Here is a 19,791-nt window from a genome sequence, read left to right on the forward strand (position 1 = left end):
GCAGGGCTAATTTCATTTCATTAAGCCATATGTTCCATTCAAATGAAGTGTAATTGTCCTGTAGCTAGCAGCTCGAAACTATGGCGTTACATCCTTTTACCTTATGTTCAACCTTACTATATAAAGCAATTGAATGCACCACGCTTCTGAGTAAACTAATTTGCGTGCATTTAATATTTTAATTATAAGGAAGTTTATGAGTATGAATAACGATCAAGTAGTCCCCTGGGATCATCAAAGTGGTGCTGGACCTTTTTATGTGGTTTTTGCTAGTCAGATTTGGAAAAATGGTTGGTGGGTAGAAGCCGAACATTGCCCAGGCAAATGGCAAGAAGACCCGAATCATAATCCTTGGCGTAGCGATCGCCCAGCAACGAGCGAAGAAATAGCCTTAGGAAATCCAACAAGTTGTGATAGTACCGAAGATTGCAGCAAATTAATCTGCAGGGATCCTAAAACAGAAGCCACCTATCAGCAAGTAGGTTATAAAGCAGATGGATCGGGTACCCATCTTTCGTATACTTCAGCGCGTGTCGCGAAGTCTGTTTACAATATTTACGAAAAGTCTGAAACAAAACCTAAGTTATCTGCTTATATCACTGACTGGTGTCAATATGATGCAAGATTGCAAAATGAAACGGATCCTACGCAAGCTGGACGTGGTTTTGATCTAAACAAAATCGACCCAAATGCATTTGATCGAATTATCTTTTCTTTCATGGGTATCTGTGGAGATTTTGGAGAAAAAGCTCCAGTAATGCAGAAATCAATTGACGGCTGGAATAAGCAAGCACCCACTGCAATGAAAGAGGGACACATTGTACTAATGGATCCGTGGGGGGATCTCGCAACTTATACCAATGTAGGTTTAAGCCAAGGACATATGGACTTAACTTATGACAATTACCTCAACTTTTATCAACAAGAAAAAGCAGCAGGTTTATTAGGTGGAATGAGAGAGCTTAAGAAAAAAAATCCCGATTTAAAATACTCTTTTAGCGTAGGAGGTTGGACCTTATCAGGATTTTTCTCTGATATGGTAAAAAATCAAAACATGCGCAAAGAGTTTATCGATAGTGCCATTGATTTCATGAAAAGATTTCCGATGTTTGATGGTATTGATATCGACTGGGAATATCCAGGCGCCGAAGGAAATGCAGGAAATCATGTAGATCCCGAAAACGACGGTAATAATTATGCCTTACTAATTAAAGAATTACGCTCGGCATTGGATGTTACATTTGGTAAAAAAACAAAAACCATCACGATTGCGATGAGTGCTGATCCTGAAAAAATGAAGTTTAGTAACATAGCAGGTTTAAAAAATGCGGGTCTAGATTTTATTTTTTTGATGAGTTATGACTTTTTTGGTACTGGTTGGGCACCCAGCTTAGCGCATCATAGCAATTTACAGGAATCACTACTCTCTGCTTTTGCTGGGGTCAAAGCATTGAATTATTTGGAAAGTGAAGGCATTCCAACCAATATGATTCATTTAGGTGTGGCAAACTATGCTCGTGCTGCAGCAGAAGCTGATTTGAGTTCATTAAAATATAATATACAAGGTAAAGCTTTGGGAAGTTTTGAAAACGGTGCTTATGAATTCTTTGATTTAATCAAAAACGTTTTTGATTTAGAAGGAAAAGCTGCTCAAGGTAAGAATGACTTCCATCTTATGACCGATACTGATGCCGATGCCGATGTTTTATATAATCCTAATACTAAACATTACATATCCCTTGATACACCCCGAACAGCAAAGAACAAAGGGGATTATGTTAAAAAGCATGGTTTAGCAGGTTGTTTTAGTTGGTCTGCCGATCAAGATGATGGGTTATTAGCCAATGCTTGCAGAGAAGGTATGGGCTATAAGGTCATTAAGGAAAATTTTTCTATGGACCCTCTATATAATAAAGGTAAAGAATTTAATATGCCTGGAAAATCTAAAAAATAAATAATACTTAAAAAATTTAATCTATTTAATTTTAAGAGTGCTTTTTAGGCACTCTTTTTTTTAATCAAAAACCTTTTATTTAATTGACGACACATCTTATTCAATTAAGGTCCTTTGTTCAGCGATTTGGAGTTGATGAGGTTTTCAATCCACACCCAACGTCGATTAAAGAAAGTGCAGCTGGTGTTGTTTACGTGCTGCGAGTAAAATTTATAATTCCGGTAGTCGTAAGCTTGTGTTAAAGGTATTAGGGGAATTACGGTATTTAGAAGAGTCGCGTATTTTAGGTCGCAGAAAACTCCTGTAAAGACTATTTACACTTTATTAAGAAATGATGTCAATGTTTGATTATTTTGGTGCGCCCGGAGGGACTCGAACCCCCGACACCCAGGTTCGAAGCCTGGTACTCTATCCAGCTGAGCTACGGGCGCATGTTCCCAAAGAGCCCGGCATTCTAACAGTTTATCCTTCATCCAGCTAGTCTCCTGCTTAAGCAATTTGATAGTGATGTAGGGAATTTGTAACAATTCTCCCTGCTGCTTTCTGAAGATGATCACTATTTAAATGCGCATAGCGCAGAACCATTTCAAAAGAAGACCATCCACCCAGTTGTTGTAACTCTTGTAATGACGTCCCATTTTGCACATGCCAAGACGCCCAAGTATGACGCAAATCATGCCAATGAAAATTTTCTATTTCAGCTCTTTTCAGTGCTTTGCGCCAAGCAGCCGTATTACATTGCTTAACTGGTTTACCTTCATAAGTGAACACAAACTCAATGTGTTTACCCATCTGTTTTCGGATAAGATCGACTGCTTCATCATTAAGAGGTACAGGTATTGCCGTTCTAGTTTTTGATTGTGATGCACTCACAAAGGCATGTCGTCTTACTAAATCGACATTTCTCCATTTTAATCCTAAAACATTCGCTTTTCTTAAGCCTGTTAACAAAGCAAAAGCTGCCATATCCGATAAATGAGGAGGTAACTCCTTCAGCAATCGGCATGCCTCTTCTTTTGTTAGCCAGCGTTCACGCTCATGTCCTTCATCCAGCAAAGATATGGAATGAATTTTGTCAATCCAACCCCACTTAGTGGCCTTATTAAGAACGGCTCTTAGTACTTCTAACATTCTATTTACAGTAGCAGCAGTTACCCCTATTTCTTTTTTCGCTTCAATAATTTCATCTATTAGTGTGTCATCGATTTCACTTAATCTTTTGTTGCTTAGGTAAAGATCCAGCCACCTAAGATGAAATTCAGCTTCTTCCATACTGCGTTTGCTTCTACGTTTGCAAAACGCCTAACCATTTGATTACGGCCTCATGCCATAAACGCTCTGGTTTTTCGTTTAACTTATTTTGGCGCCAGAGATCAGCTTTTAGTTGATCATGTAGTTCTTGCGCCGCTATTTTATGGGTAGTCCCAGTCGATTTTTGTATTCTCTTACCGTTGTGGGTAAGGTCAATCCACCAAACTTTGTTTCTCGCGTAGAGTGCCATTTTGTTTTTCTCCTATTGTTAGAGACACCCTGCGATACTTGGTTGCAGGGAGAATCGTAAAGTGATCTGAGATAATTAACAAGGTCTTCTTCTAGAAAGCACCAACTTCTTCCAGGCTTAGCAGCAGATATTTTTTTGTTGGCTGCCAATCTTCTAAGGCCTCCCGAACTCATCTTTAAAAACAAAGCTGCTTCTTCCAAATTGAAAGTTTTCATTTTTGTAACCTCCAATTATCTAAAACAAAATGTAATCGTTTAAATTGATTCATATTTATTCTTCTTATTTAAATAATTAATTATTCCTATTAATAATTTTACTAATTTTTTTCGGTAAATTTTTAGCAAATGTTTTAGGTAAAATAATTGAACAAAAAGAATAATAAACAGGAAATAAAAATGGAAAGAGATTTACTTGAAGTTTTTTTTAAACATTGCGGTTCTATTGAAAAAGCAGCAATGTTAATAGATATACCGCGGGGAACATTAAGTGCAATTCGAAATGATCGCATTGAAATGAAAACTGATTATGCGATACAGATAGCTGAATACATGAATCAAAATATTAATATAAAAGTACATTTTTCAGAATTTCTTTCTCCAGAGAAAAAAAACAAACTAAAACGAGTTCCATTAGGGTTTAGTTATTTACCTTTTAAGTTGAAAAAGATGTTCTTAAATGATGTGAAACACCATACAAAAACTGATTGGATATCCGATGAACTTTCTGATTTAGATAAATCAAGACACATTATTATTGATCAGAATAATCAACTCATCGCTAATCCTATTACTTATTTTCTTCATATACAAAATCAAAAAATGAAGATACTTGTTTGGCAAATTTCTTTTTTCGATTTGCTTAACAATAAATATGAAACTTCAGATTTAATCAATGTTTTTGACGTGATTGAACGAGGATCTATAGGAATAGCTTTAGGTAATTTTATTGGTAATCGCCAAGGGCGAAGAACGGATTTATTTAGAAATAAAGACCAATCTGAATATGAACTTCGTCTCAAATTGGACGAAGTTACCGGAAGAACCGATCAAATAATTGCTGATCTATTAGGTTTAACAAGAACTCAATATCGACAACTTAAAAAAATAATTCTTCACTGTAGTGATGAGCTCATTGAAAAAGTAAGAGCTAAACAGATAACAATATCTGCTGCGGCAATCTGCATTCCGACATTTAGATAACCATCTAATTGACTTTAATAATTAATAATAAGGAGAATCACTATGTTTTTTGAAGCTACTATTGATCATCGTTCTCAAAGTAATGGTAGAAGGAGAAAAATATGAATAATTGCAATATTTTTTCTTTACAAGCAGAACAAGCTGTTTTAGGTGGTTTGCTACTTGATAACATAACTTGGTCAGGTATTAGTGATCATTTAGTATCTAAGGATTTCTATCAATTAGAACACCAAATTTTATTTGATAAAATTTCAAAGAAACTAAAGAAAGGAGAAAAAATTGATGCCTTAACTTTAAGCGAGACTGTTAAAGAAATACCGGAATTAAAAGAAATAAAAGGCGATATGTATGTACTTGAACTCATCAAAAAAACACCCGGCACATCGAATATCGCAGCTTATGTTGATATCATAAAGGAACATTCGAATCGTCGCCAGTTAATTGAAATAGGCCACTTATTAAATCATTATGCTACTCATCAAAATACGAAAGAAACATTAGTTTGGTTAGAAAATAAACTACGTCAATTAAATGACAATCTTTCACATGAAAGTAAATTGCAATTAATAACATTAATTGACTTTCTAACGCTGAATATTGCCCAACGTGAACTTATTTTATCACCTTGGCTGCCAAAGCAGGGATTAGCCATGCTCTATGCTAAACGAGGCGTAGGTAAAACTCATGTGGCTTTGAACATCGCATATGCAGTGGCCAGTGGAGGTTCTTTTTTAGGTTGGAAAGCAGATAAATCTTGTTCGGTTTTATATCTTGATGGAGAAATGCCCGCTGCGACTATGCAAGAGAGACTAGCCTCTATTGTGATGTCTCATACCGAAGAAGCCAAAGCTCCTTTTACTATTCTCACACCAGATATTCAAAATCGTGGTATGCCTGATTTATCTACACTAGAAGGACAACACGCGCTTGAACCCTTTCTAAAAGATGTCGAACTCATTGTCGTTGATAACATTTCTACACTGTGTCGTAGTGGAAAGGAAAATGAAGCAGAGGGTTGGATATTAGTGCAAGCCTGGGCATTACGCATGCGATCAGAAGGTCGCTCTGTTCTATTTGTCCATCACGCATCAAAAAATGGTAATGCACGTGGAACGAGCAAACGTGAAGATGTATTAGATACTGTCATTGTTTTAAAACACCCGAGTGATTATGACCCAAGTGATGGGGCGTGTTTTGAAGTTCATTTTGAAAAGGCACGTTCGTTTTGTGGTGATTCCGCACAACCTTTATTGGTCAAACTACATACTGAACATAATCAACAAGTTTGGGAGCTAAAAACGTTAGAGAAATCGACTTTCGAGAAAGTGGTTGAACTCGCTAAGCAAGGATTTAGACAACACGAAATTGTCCTTGAGTTAGGCATTAGCAAATCAAAAGCTTGTCGCTATTTTAAAAAAGCAAAAGAACAGGGATGTATTGCTCATGCTTAACGCGATGAGATCAGGCAAAAAATTGCGGGTTGCACCTCTTAAGGAATGCAACTCGCAATTTCCTTTTCATTTTGGAGAATAACATGAAACAAGAAATGCAACTGATATCGGTTAAAGCTTTAGCTTATAAGGCTTTAGAGCGTAACTCATCTGATACTTTTTCTGCAAAGCTGTGGATAAATAATGCAACTTTAACCCCAAAAAAACCACCCAAAAAGTTGCGACCTGAGCAACCTTATTTTGGTTTAGAGGTTGTACAATTAAAAACGCTAGTGGCTGATGATTGGGATGAAGTGGAAAATAATCCAAGCATGTTAAAAGCCATGGTAGAAACCTATCTCATGCTAAAAGGATTAGACCCCACAATACCTTCACCTACTTACACTAAAACGGTTAATTGTCGTCAGTGTGGCGAAATACAAACTTGGCCTGGTCGTCCTGATAACACCTTTTGTTGCCAATGGTGCTTAGTAAATAATAATTTGGTCTGGAATTAATAAAAAAGGAGATAAAGAGTATGTTCATAAAAAAATTACTACAACGAGTCATAGGTTACCGAAAGAGACTACGAAGGAAGGAACAGGAAAAGCAATTAGTAAAAGATAAAAATAGCAGGATGGTTGAGCCATGAGAAAGTTCTTTCTACTACCCATCTTTTTGGTAAAAGAGACCATTGTTTTACTATCCGTTTTGAAATTTTAATAGTTTTCTTTAGCACATTTATAACAAAAATTTCCATTGTTTTTCGATAACCTGCATCCGCACAAACACCGAGTAAACTAGGATATTTTTGAACCGCTTTTTCAAAAACTTTACATCCCGCTACGGTATCATGTGTATTAGCGGCATGCACAGTCACCTGTAAAATGTGCCCTTGAGTATCAGTGACAATATGCCTTTTTCGTCCCTTCACTTTTTTTTCCACCATCTATCCCGCGTTCTTTTGCAGCATAAGTTGTTTTAACACTTTGTGAATCAATTAAACTATAGCTTGGTTTAGCTTGTTTCCCCATAGCAACTCGGCTCCTCTTCACTAAACTATCCATTATCCTTTCCCAAATCCCTTTGTCTTTTGCGCGTTTAAAAAAGCTATATACCGTTTTCCAGGGGGGGAAATTATTGGGTAATTGGCGCCATTGACAACCCGTTCTGGTTAAGTAAAAAACTGCATTTACAAGTTCTCTTTTCTCATGCTTGCTATGATTTCCATAGTTTCCGTTTTCAAAATATCCTTTAATGAGTTTCCATTGCTTGTCTGTTACGTCGCTTGGATACAACATCTTTTTCTTATCCTTTATTTCATAGCTTGTCTTTATAACCTAGTTTGATTTTTATTCAAATCATAAAGACAGGTTCTTACTATTTTTTTGATGAAAAAAAATTTCAGTTTGCTCCAAAAATGAATTTTATCGAGCAACCCCTACATAATGGACTCGCTATTTTTATTCATTGTTTAGATAATAACTCTATCAATACAAAGTATTTATTGAGAGTCTCTACATCACAGAGTTATAGGATTAATAAGTCAAAAAAGATAAAAATAATGAGTGAAAATCTAATAATAGAAAACAATCCAAAACCTGAAAAAAGTATTGAAAGTAATTCTTCAATACCGATTGAAAAAACAATACCGCCAGTCATTGAGAATGTTGTTGAAAAAACAAAATATCAAACCTATGAACAAGATAAACTAGCTCCACAGCCAATTAATCCTCCTGCTACACAGGCTTCAACGTCATTAACAACCGAAGATGTACAAAATTTGATTGCAAACCATACGGTGCAGCAAGCGAATGAATGGCAAGCTCAACAAATCGCACAGCAGTTTTTAGGTAAATTAACGGCAGCTAAAGATAAATATCCTGATTTTGAAGAAACAATAGCGAATCTCGAAGTACACAAATTTCCTGAAGTCGTGCAATTAGCTAATAATTACGATAATACCGCGGATATTATGTATGAATTAGGTAAAAATCCTAGTAAAGCGGTGATATTAAAACAATTAGCTCAATTGAATCCTAAAATGGGTGCTTTAGAAATACAGCGCTTATCGGATTCCATTAAACAAAATCAAGCTGCAAAACAAGGGCCAATCGCACATCCACCTCTTTCTCAACTCTCACCCTCATTAACAAAAATAGATAATGGTCCAGTTACCGTCAGTGATTATCGTAATCAAGCTTGGTTACGCGCTTAACTGCTGATTCACTTAACCATTATCTCCACAATAATAATACGAATGTACGGAGATTATTTTTCATGACATTGCCCAATAACAATCTAGAACAAGTTGTTACCTATCAAGCGTCGAGTTTAGCGTATTTATTAAATCTAAATTGCTTTGTTTCAACCGCAAATACTCAATTTAAAAACTTTGAAAAGGTTGAGGCAAATTTAGGCGATACGATTAGTTTTGATAAACCGCCTCGCTATGTCACCAACGATTCTTTGATTGCAAAATTTCAAGACTCTGAACATCGTGAACATACACTGACTGTTGATAAAGCCGCCAATACCGCATATGCCTTTAATGTGCAGCAGTTTATTTTTAATGTCAGAGATTATATGGAAAAATTTGGTAAAGCTGCCATTGCAGAATTATCAGCCAAAGTAGAAGCCGATGTTGCCTGTAATGCCTTAACCCATACCTATCGTTTTTATGGTGATGGAAAAAAAGCGCTTAATAGTTATGGTGATTTGGCGCAGATGTTAGCGAATTATCGTAATTACGGAGCGTCACAAGACTCTCCAAAGGTTTATTTACCCGATATGGCAATACCCTCAATTATTAATAGTGGATTAAGCCAATTTGTGTTAGATCGAAATAAAGAAGCGGCAAATTCTTGGGAACTCGGTAATTTTGCACGTGCGCAATTTTATCAGTCCAATTTATTACCCATTCATTTAGCGGGAGATTGCGGTAATGCCGGTACGATATTAACGGTAGAAAGTACCAATGATCCGAGTGGTAAAAATATCACGCAGTTAACGTTAAGTGGTGTTGATAAAAAATCAGTGAATGCCTTTAAAGCCAATGATCTGATTCAATTTCAAGATACTGATTTATTTAAACTGCGTTACTTAACATTCATTGGCCATCAACCTTCGGCACAACCTGTGCAGTGTCGAGTGATTAAAGATGCTGCTTCCGATGATAAAGGCAATGTGACCATTAATATTTTCCCTGCTTTAGTGGCTGACTCGAGTACTGCGCATCAAAATATCTCCACTAACATTGTCAAAGGTATGCAAATCAAAGCCTTACCTAATCACAGGGCAGGTTTAATTGTCGGCAGCAATGCCTTATATGTGGGCATGCCCCGTTTACCAGAAGAAGTTCCTTTTCCTACGGCTAATAAGTCAGACAGTGATACAGGTGTATCCATTCGCATGTATTACGGCTCTCTGTTCGGTCAAAATCAACGAGGTTTTGTGCATGATGTGATTTGGGGATCCACCTTAGTGGATGAATATGCCATGAGAATTGTGTTTCCAGTTTAAAAAATAATAAAAAGGATCCTGCATGCCTTCCACGGTAACTGAATTAATTATTAAAGCTTGGACTTTATCCGGTATCGTCGCAGCCCAAGCAGAGACAGTCAGTGGTGATCAATTAAAAGATGGTCTTGAACATCTGAATGATTTTCTTGCCTTGCAAAATGCTAATTCCCGAATGATCCCTTATATACGTGTTGGAAACCTAACCTGTATACCTAATTCTGAAGAATTGTTTGTTAAACATTTGCTTAACATAGATGCATTGACGCTGAGGGTAGAAGAGCCACGCAGTTATGCTTTACAAACGTTACCTTTATTAGGAAGAAAAGAATATTTTACGCACGATTATCCTTTTTTTTTACGGCCACGGTTTTATCATTTAGAAAAAATCAAAGGGGGTAGCTTACTGTTTTTAAACCCAACACCCGATAAAGCCTATCCACTTAAACTGGTTGGAAAATTTGGCTTAACCGAAGTGAGCTATAACGATGATTTAAGCCTATTTTACGATCGCGACTATCTTCTCTACCTCCGTTATGGTTTAGCCGACACGCTTTGTGACTTCTATAACCATCCCTTTTCAGCTAAAGGAAAATTAAAAGAAATAGAAACTAAACTGCGTGATCAATCACCCCTCGATCTTAGTATGGGAAAAATCTCTCTGTTCAATTTAGGAAGATCAATATGAAGCAGCTGCCTGTCGCTATCGTAGGTGGCAATGGTTTTGGTCGTTATCCGATTATCTCGCGAGAAGAAACGTTTAATATGATAGTGAGTGATGATTTTTTAGTACCGTTTGCAGGTTATAAGAAAGTTTTAGCCATTTCAGAAAAAGGATCAGGCCGCGGATTATTTAACAGTGTGCGTTTTGGTAATCTGATTGCAGTCATAGATAACGGTGTTTATATCATTGGATCGACTTTGCATGCACAACGCATTGGTAGCTTAGAAACCTTTGAAGGTGATGTGCTCATTGCTGAAAATGAAAAAGAAGAAATCGCTATTTGCGATCATAAAGATATTTTTATTTTTAATTATCGTGAATCGACTTTTAAAAAAGCCGTTTTAGATTTTATTCCGAGTTACGTCAGTTACCACAATGGTCGATTTCTTTCTTGTGATAGTGAACGTGCCGAATGGCGATTATGTAATGAAGAGAACAGTTTAGTCTGGCCTGCGGATGCATCTCATGTCGGAGAGTTTCAAACCAAAGCAGATAATCCCTTAGCGGTTATTCCCTTGCCTGGAAGAGGTAACAGTCTTTTTGTGATGGGATCGAGTGTCACTGAATGTTGGACGGATATCGGAATGAATTTATTTCCGTATCAGCGTGCTTCTAGCTTCAACATCGATTATGGCTGTTTAAATCCAGCCACGATTGCAAGTAGTGATGAATTTATCGTCTGGCTTGCCGCGAACGAAAAATCAGGCCCTGTCATTATGCTCAGCGATGGGGGATCAGCAAAGCAAATCTCTACCGAAGGCATTAATTTTAAGTTATCCCAGCTAAAGAACCCAAATAATGCTTATGGTTTTTTATTTAAGCAAGATGGGCATTTACTCTATGTGCTTAGTTTTCCGGATGACGAGCTTACCTATGCGTATGATTTTGCAACCCAACATTTTTTTACATTAACGAATCATCAATTGGGCGCGCATATTGCCAAACGCGCGGTGTTTTACCATAACAGTTATTATTTCATTAGCTTTATGGATGGTCATATTTATGAATTGAATTCTCGCTATACAGACGGTGATGAAAAAGAAATCCCTCGTATTAGAATAACGGCACCGATTAGATCACCGGATACAGATTTTTTTATTACACAAAAATTAGTGATTCCCATTGAACAAGGCCATAGTTCGTCCTTACAACGCGTCGATTTATCCTTATCAAAAGATGGTGGGGTTAGTTTTGGCTCCAATATCCCTAAAATCTTAAATCCTTTAGCCCATCGACAAAATCGTTTGATCTGGTGGCAATTAGGTCGTGCTAACCATTTAACCTTACAACTTCGCTTATGGAGCTTCGATCGTTTTGTTGTTGGCAATGGATGTTTAAGCCTAACTGCATGAAGATCTCTAACTTACCGCATGAAAAACCAATTGATGATAATGGCCAATGGACAGCCGCCTGGAGTTTGTGGCTCCAAGAACTGAACGGAATATTACAAAAACAGCTGTCTGATCAGGGTTTGCGAATACCTCAGCAAACAACAAATATTATTACGCAATTAAATAAGACAAATAACACAGGAAGCATTATTTATGATTCTGATACACAACAATTTAAGGGAAATGTGAATGGCACCTTTAAGGTATTTCAACTGGATTAAGTTCGCATGAGTTTTTTAAGTGGTATCGGTGATTTGTTTGGCGGCAATAATGCTGGTAACCAAGCGATGGATTACTACAATCAAATACCGGATATTTTAAAGCAATATTTAAAACCTTATGCGGACAGAGGCAATGCGGTTTATCCCTCATTACAGCAACATACCGATCAACTACTCAATGATCCCGGCGGATTATTAAATCACTTAAGTCAAGGTTATCAGCAATCTCCTGGTTATCAGTTCCAAGTTAATCAAGCACAACAAGCATCGAATCGTGCTTCAGCATCAAAAGGGATGCTAGGCAGTCCTATGCAACAACAACAAATGGCAGGCACCGCTAATGGATTAGCGCAGCAAGACTTTAATCAATATTTAAGTCACGTACTTGGGTTGTATGGCCAAGGTTTAAATAACGAACAAGGGATTTATAACAATGGTGCTAATGCCTCTCATAGCTTAGGCGAAAACTTATCTAATGCATTGATGTCTCAAGGTAACTTAGCTTATTCCAATGCAAACAATCAAAACCAATCCAATCAACAATTGCTCGGCATGTTATTGGGATTGGCGGGTGGATTTTTATAGGAATAAACATGGCCATACCCGTCCAACAATTTCCCATCTTATCGCCGCAACAAGCCAATCCCTTAGGAGCGGGGTTAGCCGCTGGGGGAAATTTAGTACAACAGTTTATTCAAAATCATTTTTTAAAGAACAATGAACAAGAACATCTACAAAAAAAACAACTGGCCAATGCTTTGGCACACATTCAATTGCAGTTTGCCCCAGAAAATATGCAAACATCGATGGCCTATAAACAAGCACAAATACCTTATGTGCAAGCTCAAACAGAAAAAACCAAACAAGCAACACAATTAGCTCCGTTAGATGCACTGATAAAAGCCCAACAAGCTGCACAGGTAGGATCTCGTTTTGGAGGTGCCTATCAAATGGCGCGCGCATTACAAGCCATGTCACCAGCAGCGCGTCAACTCTGGGTTGCACAAAATCAATCTCAATACAATCAAATGATCGCGGATTTGGGCAATCAAACAAGAGCTAACTTTGTAACACCTGAAATTTTAAAAAAATACTTCCCACAACTTGAACCAAGTCCTGAACAAATGCCATCTAACAGAGAGCTGTACACATTGGGTTCTGCATTAAATCAAAAAGCACATTTTAATTCTCCAACATCGGATCATGTGCAACAAACCCAATTAGCCAATCAAATTTCAGCGAATAATGCGTTAACCACGACAGCCACTCGACGTCAATACGAAGGCGCACTGCAAGTAGAAAGCATTTTTAATGATAAAGGCTTCCAATTACAAGCACAAAATGCGGCTGTTTATGCAGGGGTATTAGGAAAAGGTAAAGCGGCTTCAACCGCACTCTCGCAAACCAATCCTAAAGCCTATGAAGATTATTTAGCGTTTAAATATCAGAACATGCCCTTATTAGAAAGTCGAATTAAAACGCTAGACCAAATGGGTGCGACTGATACGCAACGTCAATTATTAGAAAATATGCTCGGTAAAACAGCGAATGCCTTAACGTCTAATCCGCAGCAATTCATTATTCAACTGAATGCATTAGGAAAAACCTTAAATCTTGTGGCGCGATCAGTACAATCCTCTGCTTCTCCATTAACTTCGATAAATCGAATTAAGGATTTTAGTGCTATCCCAGAAGCCACTAAAAGCATCAATGGCAAAACCTATCATAAAATTCAAGGACAGTGGGTGGAATCATGAAAGTCGTCATTGATCCAGAAATTTTAAAACAATTAGAAAGTGAGCCACTTAATCAAAATGCTGTAATGAATCATCACAATCCACTCTTTAATTTTTTAGCAGGAGCCGGTGGTGCACTACAAAATAATTTAGCGAATTTACCTTATAGCCCGATTCCTTCTGCGCCTGAAGCACAAGGGCTGTCAGGACAATTAGGTGATGTTGCAGGTAATCTATTAGGTTTTTTAGGTGGTGGTGAAGTACTCAATACTGCACGAGGGATGAGTGAAAGCTTGCCTCTGATGGGTCGATTAGCTAAGACATTAAGTGGTGAAGGTTCCGCGGGAATAGCCAGAAGGTTATCTGGAACAGCATTAGGTGGCGCTTTAGAAAAGCCTAACGATAGAATGCAAGGCGCTGAAAACGGGGCTTTATTAGCAGGCGCAGGTGAATCAATTCCTTTAGCCCTAAAAGGCATTCATCACGCAGCAGAATTTATTAATCCTCAACATTTTACCAATAAATTAGCAGCGTCTATTAAAGGTGCTTATGAAAACAGTAAAGCAGAAGCCAAAAAATACTATGCTTCTGTTTTAGATCATTTCGGACAGGAAAAAATAAATACGAATCAAATAAATCACTATGAGAAATGGAATAAGAAAGACAGCTTGTCGGCTTATGATGCTAAATTAAAAGACTTGCATCAAGACTTTCTCAATACCCCCACTTTAGAAAAGGCGCATCAACTTCAAAGCCAATTAGGTTCTAAGAGTAGCCAGTTATCGAACAGTAAACACCTCGATATTCACACCCATAATGCCATCGCCGATCTAAAGCAAGCACGTTCAGCCTTACAAAGTGACATAAGCAATTTTTTACAACAAAAAAATAGCGATGTGTTAAATCAATACCAAGACGCGTCCAAGTTTTATAAAAACACGGTTATTCCTTATCATGCAGAACCTTTTATTTCAAAAATAGCTATGGGCGATGTAAAAACATCGACGCCTAAAAAACTAAGCCATGCGTTGACGAGTTTGTCTGAGAAGGAAGCAGTAACTTCTCATCATTATCTACAACAGGCTCTAGAACATTTAAATAGCAAAATAAACCGCGGAAAAATGACCAGTCAACTCGCATCATTAGTAACAGGTGCAGGATTAGGAGAGATGAGTTACCCAGGTGGTTTAGGCGCACTCGGTGGATTAGTCGGTGGAGGTGCCGCGCATCAGTATGTCTTACCTAAGCTGCTTGATTTAGCAGCGAATCCCTATGTGGCTGAACAATTAAAAAAATTAAATGCTCCTTATCACCTACTCACTCAAGGTTTAATCGCGCATCAATTAACAAATAAAAAATAACCAGGATAATTCTATGGATCTCGATTCACGTTACATCATGGCATCCGCTTTAGAGCAGTTTTATATCGATAAAAGTTCGGGGCTACCCTTAGCCAACGGCAAAATTACTTTTTACAAAGATAATCAGCGGACGACATTAAAAACCATTTGTACCTTAAGCGGTTCGCCATCGAACTATCGTTACATCCCATTACCCAATCCATTACGTTTAAGTGCTGTGGGGACGGTACAAGATGCAAATGGCAACAATGTATTACCTTTTTACTTTCCGTATGATGAGGAAGGTAATGTTGAGTTGTATTATGTGACGGTTGAAAGTGAAAGCGGGCAATTGCAATTCACACGAGAAGGCTGGCCTTTGCTATCCATCGCTCAAAATAAAGCTGAGGAAAATGAGAATAACTATATTCCCAATGGTCAATTCTTAATTCATAACAACATTCCAGTTAAAGATAAAAAAGTTGTTGGTGAAATTACGCAGACTAAGACGACACTTGCTCCTGGAGGCTGGACGTTTAATCGTACAGAACAATCTAAGGCAAGAGATCTAGTTTTCTTTGAACGTTTTGGTTCCTCGATGAGTAATCCCAGTGGTTATCCGCGTTATGCGATTCGAATTGAAAATCAACTGCCTAACCCAGGTGATTTAGTTAAAGACCTTAGAATAAATTTTAGGAATGTAAATTGTTTTGCCTCAAACACAGAGGTTTATACGTTTTCTTTTGCTGGCCAAACAAATACAGGCAATGATCTTAAGATCACGTTGTTAACGATTAAAAATTTTGGGCAAGGTGGTAGTCCCGTTGAAGAAAAGATTATTAATACAGTAACTATCACGGCTTCTTATTCGATTATCACAATTCCCTTTATCTTTGGTGAAAACACTAACAAAACCTTAGGTCTAAACGATGATGATGAAGTATCCATTGCATTACGTTTTCCTATCAATAGTGTTTTCGATGTATCGTTAACCGATTTTTGTTTAACATCTGGGAATAAATCAATCCAAAATTATCCGCAAATGACCCAGTCTGATGTTATTAACCGCAGTGTAGCGGGAGGTTTACCGATTCCTAATGCCGATGGTTTAGATCAATACCTACCCATCGTTTACACCCAGAGTGGCTTAGCCTTTTATGATGGCGATGTAGGTAAGATTTATTCGGCAGCTTATCCAGATCCGAATCCAGGAGAATTGCTCTGCGATGGTTCTCGTTACTTAAGAGCCGATATTTCTAAGGATGAAATTCCTTATTCAAGATTAGCTAAAAAGTTATGGGATGAACAACTCAGTTATTATCGTTATGGAACCGGCACAAACTTCGTGACCGCCGTACTTGATTCGCAAAAAAATAGAATACGACTAACCACCAATCAGCCTGGCTCAGCTATTGCTTCTTCAGTAGGCACCTCTGGATTTACGATAACCAGTGTTGTTACCGGAAATAATTATTATCTACAAGCCTTTATTGGCAAAGATCCAAAAAAAATTATTTGCCAAGGAACTGTTGTTGGTTCAACGCCACTTCCTGATGCAAAAACCAGTGGATTTATCCTTACCGAATTAAGAAACGCCGCTGCGACGAAGCATTTATTTCAAATAGAATGCACCGATGTAAAAAGCTTAGCCGGTAAATGGCTCCAATTTTCCACTACCAATGTCACTTATTATGTTTGGTTTACCGTCGATGGCCAAGGAGCGGATCCAAAACCTCCCTCATTAATCGGCATTAAGCTCGCACTTTCATCCACACAAACCATTGATGAAGTAGCCATCTACTTAGCTGAAACGTTGAATGGCCATCAAATCACACAGATTCAAATCAATGTAGCTAATCAGATTAATTCTGGTAGTTATTGGACTTTCGCAACCAGTACGCCTGAAACCTTCTATGTCTGGTACCGAAAAAATGATCAAGCCCCTGATCCAAAACCTGGGGGGATAGGTGTTGTTGTTGATATTGAAGAAACCGACACCGCAGAACAAGTCAACGCAAAGACGATCATAGCGATTAACCAAGCTTATTTTGCCGTGCCGGATTTACGAGGGACATTCTTAAGAGGTTGGGATAAAGATTCTAAAATAGATATCGGAGATCGATTTTTTATGTATGGGCAAGGATTGATTAAAAACAATATTGGTTCACTCGAGTTGGATGAAATACTCACACATAGACATTCTTATACAACAGGTTTTGAAGATCCTCCGAGAAGTCAAACAGTAATGACTGAAAAATGTTACCACGGTATATATTCCAGCAGTGCTTACGTTGATCTTCATGGTGGTAATGAATCCAGACCTTTCAATAGTGCTATTAATTTCGTTATTAAATATTAAATAAACTTTTTTATGATTAAAAAAATATTATTACTTTTACTCTCCGTAAGTCTAATCGGCTGGATAGCCAGTTGTGCCTGGAAAGCACCTTTACAGGAGATCAATGTACCTATTTGGCCTGACTCACATTTTCAAGCAGAACAATTGAATGCTACAAAATAAATAAATTTCCTTTATTGATTAGGCGAAAGCACTATTAAGTAAATTTTAATTTTTTTTATTTCTCTGTAAATCAATATCAAGAAACCACCTAGCTCATACATTAGTTTTTCGATTTATAATACTTTTTGTCAGTAATCTTGCAGCTATAGGTCAATAATATTCCCTTAAAAAAATTCAGCAAAAAGAAGCAGTGATTTAAAGAAATCAAAAATAATATTATTTTATACATAAAATAAAAACTAGCTTACCAATAAAAATTAAAATATAATTTTACATCAGGAAAATAAAACAATTACAAGGAGTTATTATGCCCGTTCCCACCTTTCAAACATTCGGCGATGCGTGGAATGAATTTATTCAAACGGATCGTTTTAGTCTTAATAATGCTGAATTGACTCTAGAAGAACTATATAAATTGCAGGTTTATGTAAAAAGCTGTTCGGATCCTTTATCTATTTATTTGAGCGATATTCGACTGGTGTCCCAATCTTCAATTAATACTAATGAAATAACTCGTTTGGAACAGGCATTGCTGAATGTGTTAAACCATGATTTATGGCGGGTTATTCAGCTTAATAAAATAGAGGTTATTGAAAATTTAAACCTATCTGAGAACTTTTATCATCGTTTTCTTTGTTTTTCTTATTATCATGACTTAAAAAAATTAAATCTATACCTTCCTAATGCTGATTTAGAACAATATTTCATAGTATTTTTAAATAAAAATATTGAGTTAGAGACCTTACGTATTGATCTAGGTTATGAACCGTTAGGTTTTATAAGAGAATTATCCGCATTAATTACCAATTCAAAGATTAAACAACTTTATTTTGGGAATTTCCCTCTAGACTTAGATGCCTATAACGCACTCGATTTGCTTTTGGATAATAATTATTATTTGCAGCTAAAAGTACCTGAAGCAGATCATGAAGATGAGGAGTTACATGATATCTATACACAATTAGTTCAGCGTGCAGCAAAAAAAGGGTATGAACGATTTAAGGAGGAACAACTTACCCAGCACAAACTATTAATTATTGCCGAGCATGTGTTACGACAACAGGGGCTCACGGACTTCTTAAGTGTGTCCAATGATGAGCTGCCTATGATGACTAAAATGATAAGATTTTATGGAGACTCAGACTATGTGCCTCAAATTTATAAAAAGCATCCGATTCATATTAATCAAAGTTATAAAACACTTCGTCTTGATTGGCTGATGCCACTTGAGTTCGATTATCAAAAAACAATGGCACATCATCTGATTGATGTAGCGATAGAAATACAAGACGGAAAAAGCATTATTACTATTTTAGAAGATATAAAAGCACAGGATGAAGAAGGTTACGCTACACTTTTAAAAACAGGAGATGAAAATAGTGCATTAGCCATTTTTTCAAAATTTGATGATAAAGAGAACAAACCTCCATCCTGGTTAAAGCCCGTTAAAAACTATATTGAAAAAAATGTTGAATATTTAATACCTCGATTTGAAACACTGTCTGACCATCAGGACCTCTATACACTGTTGCTGGAATTTAGAGACCATTTAACAAATTATTTAAGGACAATGAATGCGCGTTCAGAGTGGTCTGACTTTTTTAAAGTCTTTACGGGTATAGCTTCTCATCTTAAGGAAAGAAAAAAGGAGTGGGATTTTGCCTTTAAAGCTCTAATGAAGGCAGTGGCTGCAGGCACTAATCCGGAACAACCATTAGCTTCGGATCGCATAAGAGAGCTACGCCAATCTATATTACCTCTCGCCTATAACGCTTATAACGCGAAAAAAGGTTGGAGGAATATCTCTGAATTACATGATGAAACTTTCCGTTTTGTAAGAGAAGTAGATCGGGTTGCTGATGATTTAAGAACACAACTCGCTATAGAAGAAGACTCCGAAAAAAAGGCCATGCAAGCAGAAATAACTGCCTTGAAAGCCACATTAAAAGAAAAAGATGAAAAATTAAGAATTAAAGACGAAATCATAGAATCACAAGGTGCGTATATTGAAAGCCTAGAGAATAGTGCAACCCCAGGTTGTTCCAAAAATATAGCTCACAAAAAATCCTCTACACTTTATGGAAGAGATTTAGATTTAGAACAAAGACCATTACAAACAAAACCAACGCCTAGTTATTCAGGGATATTTGCATCAGTAAAAATACCTTCTGAAAGCGACTCAGAAAGTATACGATCTGGAACTTCTCATATGATCACTATTCCAAGCATGCACAGCGGTTGGGGAGACTAAACAA

Annotated in this window: 17 protein-coding genes, 1 tRNA gene and 3 pseudogenes; 15 read left to right on the forward strand and 6 right to left on the reverse strand. The window is 37.1% G+C overall.

What is annotated here, in order from left to right; translation table 11 throughout:
* The first annotated feature begins 202 nt into the window (after positions 1 to 202).
* Positions 203 to 1,954: a glycoside hydrolase family 18 protein gene (locus AACL18_RS00985; RefSeq protein ID WP_339050771.1), complete on the forward strand. Its 1,752-nt coding sequence runs from the start codon at positions 203 to 205 to the stop codon at positions 1,952 to 1,954.
* A 354-nt stretch (positions 1,955 to 2,308) separates the two neighbouring features.
* Here AACL18_RS00985 and AACL18_RS00990 read toward each other — a convergent pair.
* The 3 genes and pseudogenes from AACL18_RS00990 to AACL18_RS01000 form a co-directional block, all read right to left on the reverse strand.
* Positions 2,309 to 2,385, reverse strand: a tRNA-Arg gene (locus tag AACL18_RS00990).
* Between the two features lie 58 nt (positions 2,386 to 2,443).
* Positions 2,444 to 3,455: pseudogene (locus AACL18_RS00995) on the reverse strand (tyrosine-type recombinase/integrase).
* Entirely contained in the window at positions 3,362 to 3,670 is a 309-nt protein-coding gene (locus AACL18_RS01000; protein ID WP_339050773.1) for a helix-turn-helix domain-containing protein, read from the reverse strand. Before AACL18_RS01000 ends, AACL18_RS00995 begins: the two are co-directional and overlap by 94 nt.
* Before the next feature lie 180 nt (positions 3,671 to 3,850).
* On the opposite strand from AACL18_RS01000, the gene AACL18_RS01005 reads away from it, so the two are divergent.
* The 3 genes from AACL18_RS01005 to AACL18_RS01015 all read left to right on the forward strand — a co-directional run bounded on the left by AACL18_RS01005 (position 3,851) and on the right by AACL18_RS01015 (position 6,602).
* On the forward strand, positions 3,851 to 4,654 hold the full coding sequence (locus AACL18_RS01005; protein WP_339050774.1) for a hypothetical protein: 804 nt from the start codon (positions 3,851 to 3,853) through the stop codon (positions 4,652 to 4,654).
* Between the two features lie 101 nt (positions 4,655 to 4,755).
* Positions 4,756 to 6,105 carry an AAA family ATPase gene (locus AACL18_RS01010; RefSeq protein ID WP_339050776.1) on the forward strand — a complete coding sequence of 450 codons (1,350 nt, stop codon included), beginning with the start codon at positions 4,756 to 4,758 and terminating at the stop codon, positions 6,103 to 6,105.
* 83 nt (positions 6,106 to 6,188) lie between these two features.
* Entirely contained in the window at positions 6,189 to 6,602 is a 414-nt protein-coding gene (locus tag AACL18_RS01015) for a hypothetical protein (protein ID WP_339050777.1), read from the forward strand.
* A 95-nt stretch (positions 6,603 to 6,697) separates the two neighbouring features.
* Here AACL18_RS01015 and AACL18_RS01020 read toward each other — a convergent pair whose 3' ends face one another.
* The 3 genes and pseudogenes from AACL18_RS01020 to AACL18_RS08105 form a co-directional block, all read right to left on the reverse strand.
* The gene (locus AACL18_RS01020) at positions 6,698 to 6,964 is read right to left on the reverse strand and encodes a hypothetical protein (RefSeq protein WP_422395909.1); all 267 of its coding nucleotides are present in this window, start codon (positions 6,962 to 6,964) and stop codon (positions 6,698 to 6,700) included.
* An 8-nt stretch (positions 6,965 to 6,972) separates the two neighbouring features.
* Positions 6,973 to 7,082 (reverse strand): annotated as a pseudogene (locus AACL18_RS08100) (transposase); the annotation flags it as partial.
* A gap of 104 nt (positions 7,083 to 7,186) precedes the next feature.
* Positions 7,187 to 7,385, reverse strand: a pseudogene (locus tag AACL18_RS08105) (transposase); the annotation flags it as partial.
* A 263-nt stretch (positions 7,386 to 7,648) separates the two neighbouring features.
* Between AACL18_RS08105 and AACL18_RS01030 the strand changes: the two are divergent.
* The 11 genes from AACL18_RS01030 to AACL18_RS01080 all read left to right on the forward strand — a co-directional run bounded on the left by AACL18_RS01030 (position 7,649) and on the right by AACL18_RS01080 (position 19,787).
* Positions 7,649 to 8,302: a hypothetical protein gene (locus AACL18_RS01030; protein ID WP_339050784.1), complete on the forward strand. Its 654-nt coding sequence runs from the start codon at positions 7,649 to 7,651 to the stop codon at positions 8,300 to 8,302.
* A gap of 62 nt (positions 8,303 to 8,364) precedes the next feature.
* The gene (locus AACL18_RS01035; protein WP_339050785.1) at positions 8,365 to 9,606 is read left to right on the forward strand and encodes a hypothetical protein; all 1,242 of its coding nucleotides are present in this window, start codon (positions 8,365 to 8,367) and stop codon (positions 9,604 to 9,606) included.
* 22 nt (positions 9,607 to 9,628) lie between these two features.
* Positions 9,629 to 10,291, forward strand: a complete 663-nt coding sequence (locus tag AACL18_RS01040; RefSeq protein ID WP_339050788.1) for a hypothetical protein — start codon at positions 9,629 to 9,631, stop codon at positions 10,289 to 10,291.
* A complete protein-coding gene (locus tag AACL18_RS01045; protein WP_339050790.1) occupies positions 10,288 to 11,679 on the forward strand; it encodes a hypothetical protein in 1,392 nt (463 codons plus the stop codon). Before AACL18_RS01040 ends, AACL18_RS01045 begins: the two co-directional genes overlap by 4 nt.
* On the forward strand, positions 11,676 to 11,939 hold the full coding sequence (locus tag AACL18_RS01050) for a hypothetical protein (RefSeq protein WP_339050792.1): 264 nt from the start codon (positions 11,676 to 11,678) through the stop codon (positions 11,937 to 11,939). Before AACL18_RS01045 ends, AACL18_RS01050 begins: the two co-directional genes overlap by 4 nt.
* A gap of 6 nt (positions 11,940 to 11,945) precedes the next feature.
* Entirely contained in the window at positions 11,946 to 12,524 is a 579-nt protein-coding gene (locus tag AACL18_RS01055; protein WP_339050794.1) for a hypothetical protein, read from the forward strand.
* Positions 12,525 to 12,532: 8 nt separating this feature from the next.
* Positions 12,533 to 13,696, forward strand: a complete 1,164-nt coding sequence (locus AACL18_RS01060; RefSeq protein ID WP_339050795.1) for a hypothetical protein — start codon at positions 12,533 to 12,535, stop codon at positions 13,694 to 13,696.
* The gene (locus tag AACL18_RS01065; protein ID WP_339050797.1) at positions 13,693 to 15,036 is read left to right on the forward strand and encodes a hypothetical protein; all 1,344 of its coding nucleotides are present in this window, start codon (positions 13,693 to 13,695) and stop codon (positions 15,034 to 15,036) included. Before AACL18_RS01060 ends, AACL18_RS01065 begins: the two co-directional genes overlap by 4 nt.
* Positions 15,037 to 15,049: 13 nt before the next feature.
* Positions 15,050 to 17,374: a hypothetical protein gene (locus AACL18_RS01070; protein ID WP_339050800.1), complete on the forward strand. Its 2,325-nt coding sequence runs from the start codon at positions 15,050 to 15,052 to the stop codon at positions 17,372 to 17,374.
* A gap of 12 nt (positions 17,375 to 17,386) precedes the next feature.
* Entirely contained in the window at positions 17,387 to 17,536 is a 150-nt protein-coding gene (locus tag AACL18_RS01075) for a hypothetical protein (RefSeq protein WP_339050802.1), read from the forward strand.
* 307 nt (positions 17,537 to 17,843) lie between these two features.
* The gene (locus AACL18_RS01080) at positions 17,844 to 19,787 is read left to right on the forward strand and encodes a hypothetical protein (RefSeq protein ID WP_339050803.1); all 1,944 of its coding nucleotides are present in this window, start codon (positions 17,844 to 17,846) and stop codon (positions 19,785 to 19,787) included.
* The last annotated feature ends 4 nt before the right edge of the window (positions 19,788 to 19,791 follow it).

The sequence above is a fragment of the Rickettsiella endosymbiont of Xylota segnis genome (assembly GCF_964019545.1).
Taxonomy (GTDB): domain Bacteria; phylum Pseudomonadota; class Gammaproteobacteria; order Diplorickettsiales; family Diplorickettsiaceae; genus Aquirickettsiella.

Excerpts from the sequence above, each read along its gene's own strand:
- AACL18_RS00985 (WP_339050771.1), top strand. The coding sequence starts at position 203 with ATGAATAACGATCAAGTAGTCCCCTGGGATCATCAAAGTGGTGCTGGA.
- AACL18_RS01000 (WP_339050773.1), bottom strand. The coding sequence starts at position 3,670 with ATGAAAACTTTCAATTTGGAAGAAGCAGCTTTGTTTTTAAAGATGAGT.
- AACL18_RS01005 (WP_339050774.1), top strand. The coding sequence starts at position 3,851 with ATGGAAAGAGATTTACTTGAAGTTTTTTTTAAACATTGCGGTTCTATT.
- AACL18_RS01010 (WP_339050776.1), top strand. The coding sequence starts at position 4,756 with ATGAATAATTGCAATATTTTTTCTTTACAAGCAGAACAAGCTGTTTTA.
- AACL18_RS01015 (WP_339050777.1), top strand. The coding sequence starts at position 6,189 with ATGAAACAAGAAATGCAACTGATATCGGTTAAAGCTTTAGCTTATAAG.
- AACL18_RS01030 (WP_339050784.1), top strand. The coding sequence starts at position 7,649 with ATGAGTGAAAATCTAATAATAGAAAACAATCCAAAACCTGAAAAAAGT.
- AACL18_RS01035 (WP_339050785.1), top strand. The coding sequence starts at position 8,365 with ATGACATTGCCCAATAACAATCTAGAACAAGTTGTTACCTATCAAGCG.
- AACL18_RS01040 (WP_339050788.1), top strand. The coding sequence starts at position 9,629 with ATGCCTTCCACGGTAACTGAATTAATTATTAAAGCTTGGACTTTATCC.
- AACL18_RS01045 (WP_339050790.1), top strand. The coding sequence starts at position 10,288 with ATGAAGCAGCTGCCTGTCGCTATCGTAGGTGGCAATGGTTTTGGTCGT.
- AACL18_RS01050 (WP_339050792.1), top strand. The coding sequence starts at position 11,676 with ATGAAGATCTCTAACTTACCGCATGAAAAACCAATTGATGATAATGGC.
- AACL18_RS01055 (WP_339050794.1), top strand. The coding sequence starts at position 11,946 with ATGAGTTTTTTAAGTGGTATCGGTGATTTGTTTGGCGGCAATAATGCT.
- AACL18_RS01060 (WP_339050795.1), top strand. The coding sequence starts at position 12,533 with ATGGCCATACCCGTCCAACAATTTCCCATCTTATCGCCGCAACAAGCC.
- AACL18_RS01065 (WP_339050797.1), top strand. The coding sequence starts at position 13,693 with ATGAAAGTCGTCATTGATCCAGAAATTTTAAAACAATTAGAAAGTGAG.
- AACL18_RS01070 (WP_339050800.1), top strand. The coding sequence starts at position 15,050 with ATGGATCTCGATTCACGTTACATCATGGCATCCGCTTTAGAGCAGTTT.
- AACL18_RS01075 (WP_339050802.1), top strand. The coding sequence starts at position 17,387 with ATGATTAAAAAAATATTATTACTTTTACTCTCCGTAAGTCTAATCGGC.
- AACL18_RS01080 (WP_339050803.1), top strand. The coding sequence starts at position 17,844 with ATGCCCGTTCCCACCTTTCAAACATTCGGCGATGCGTGGAATGAATTT.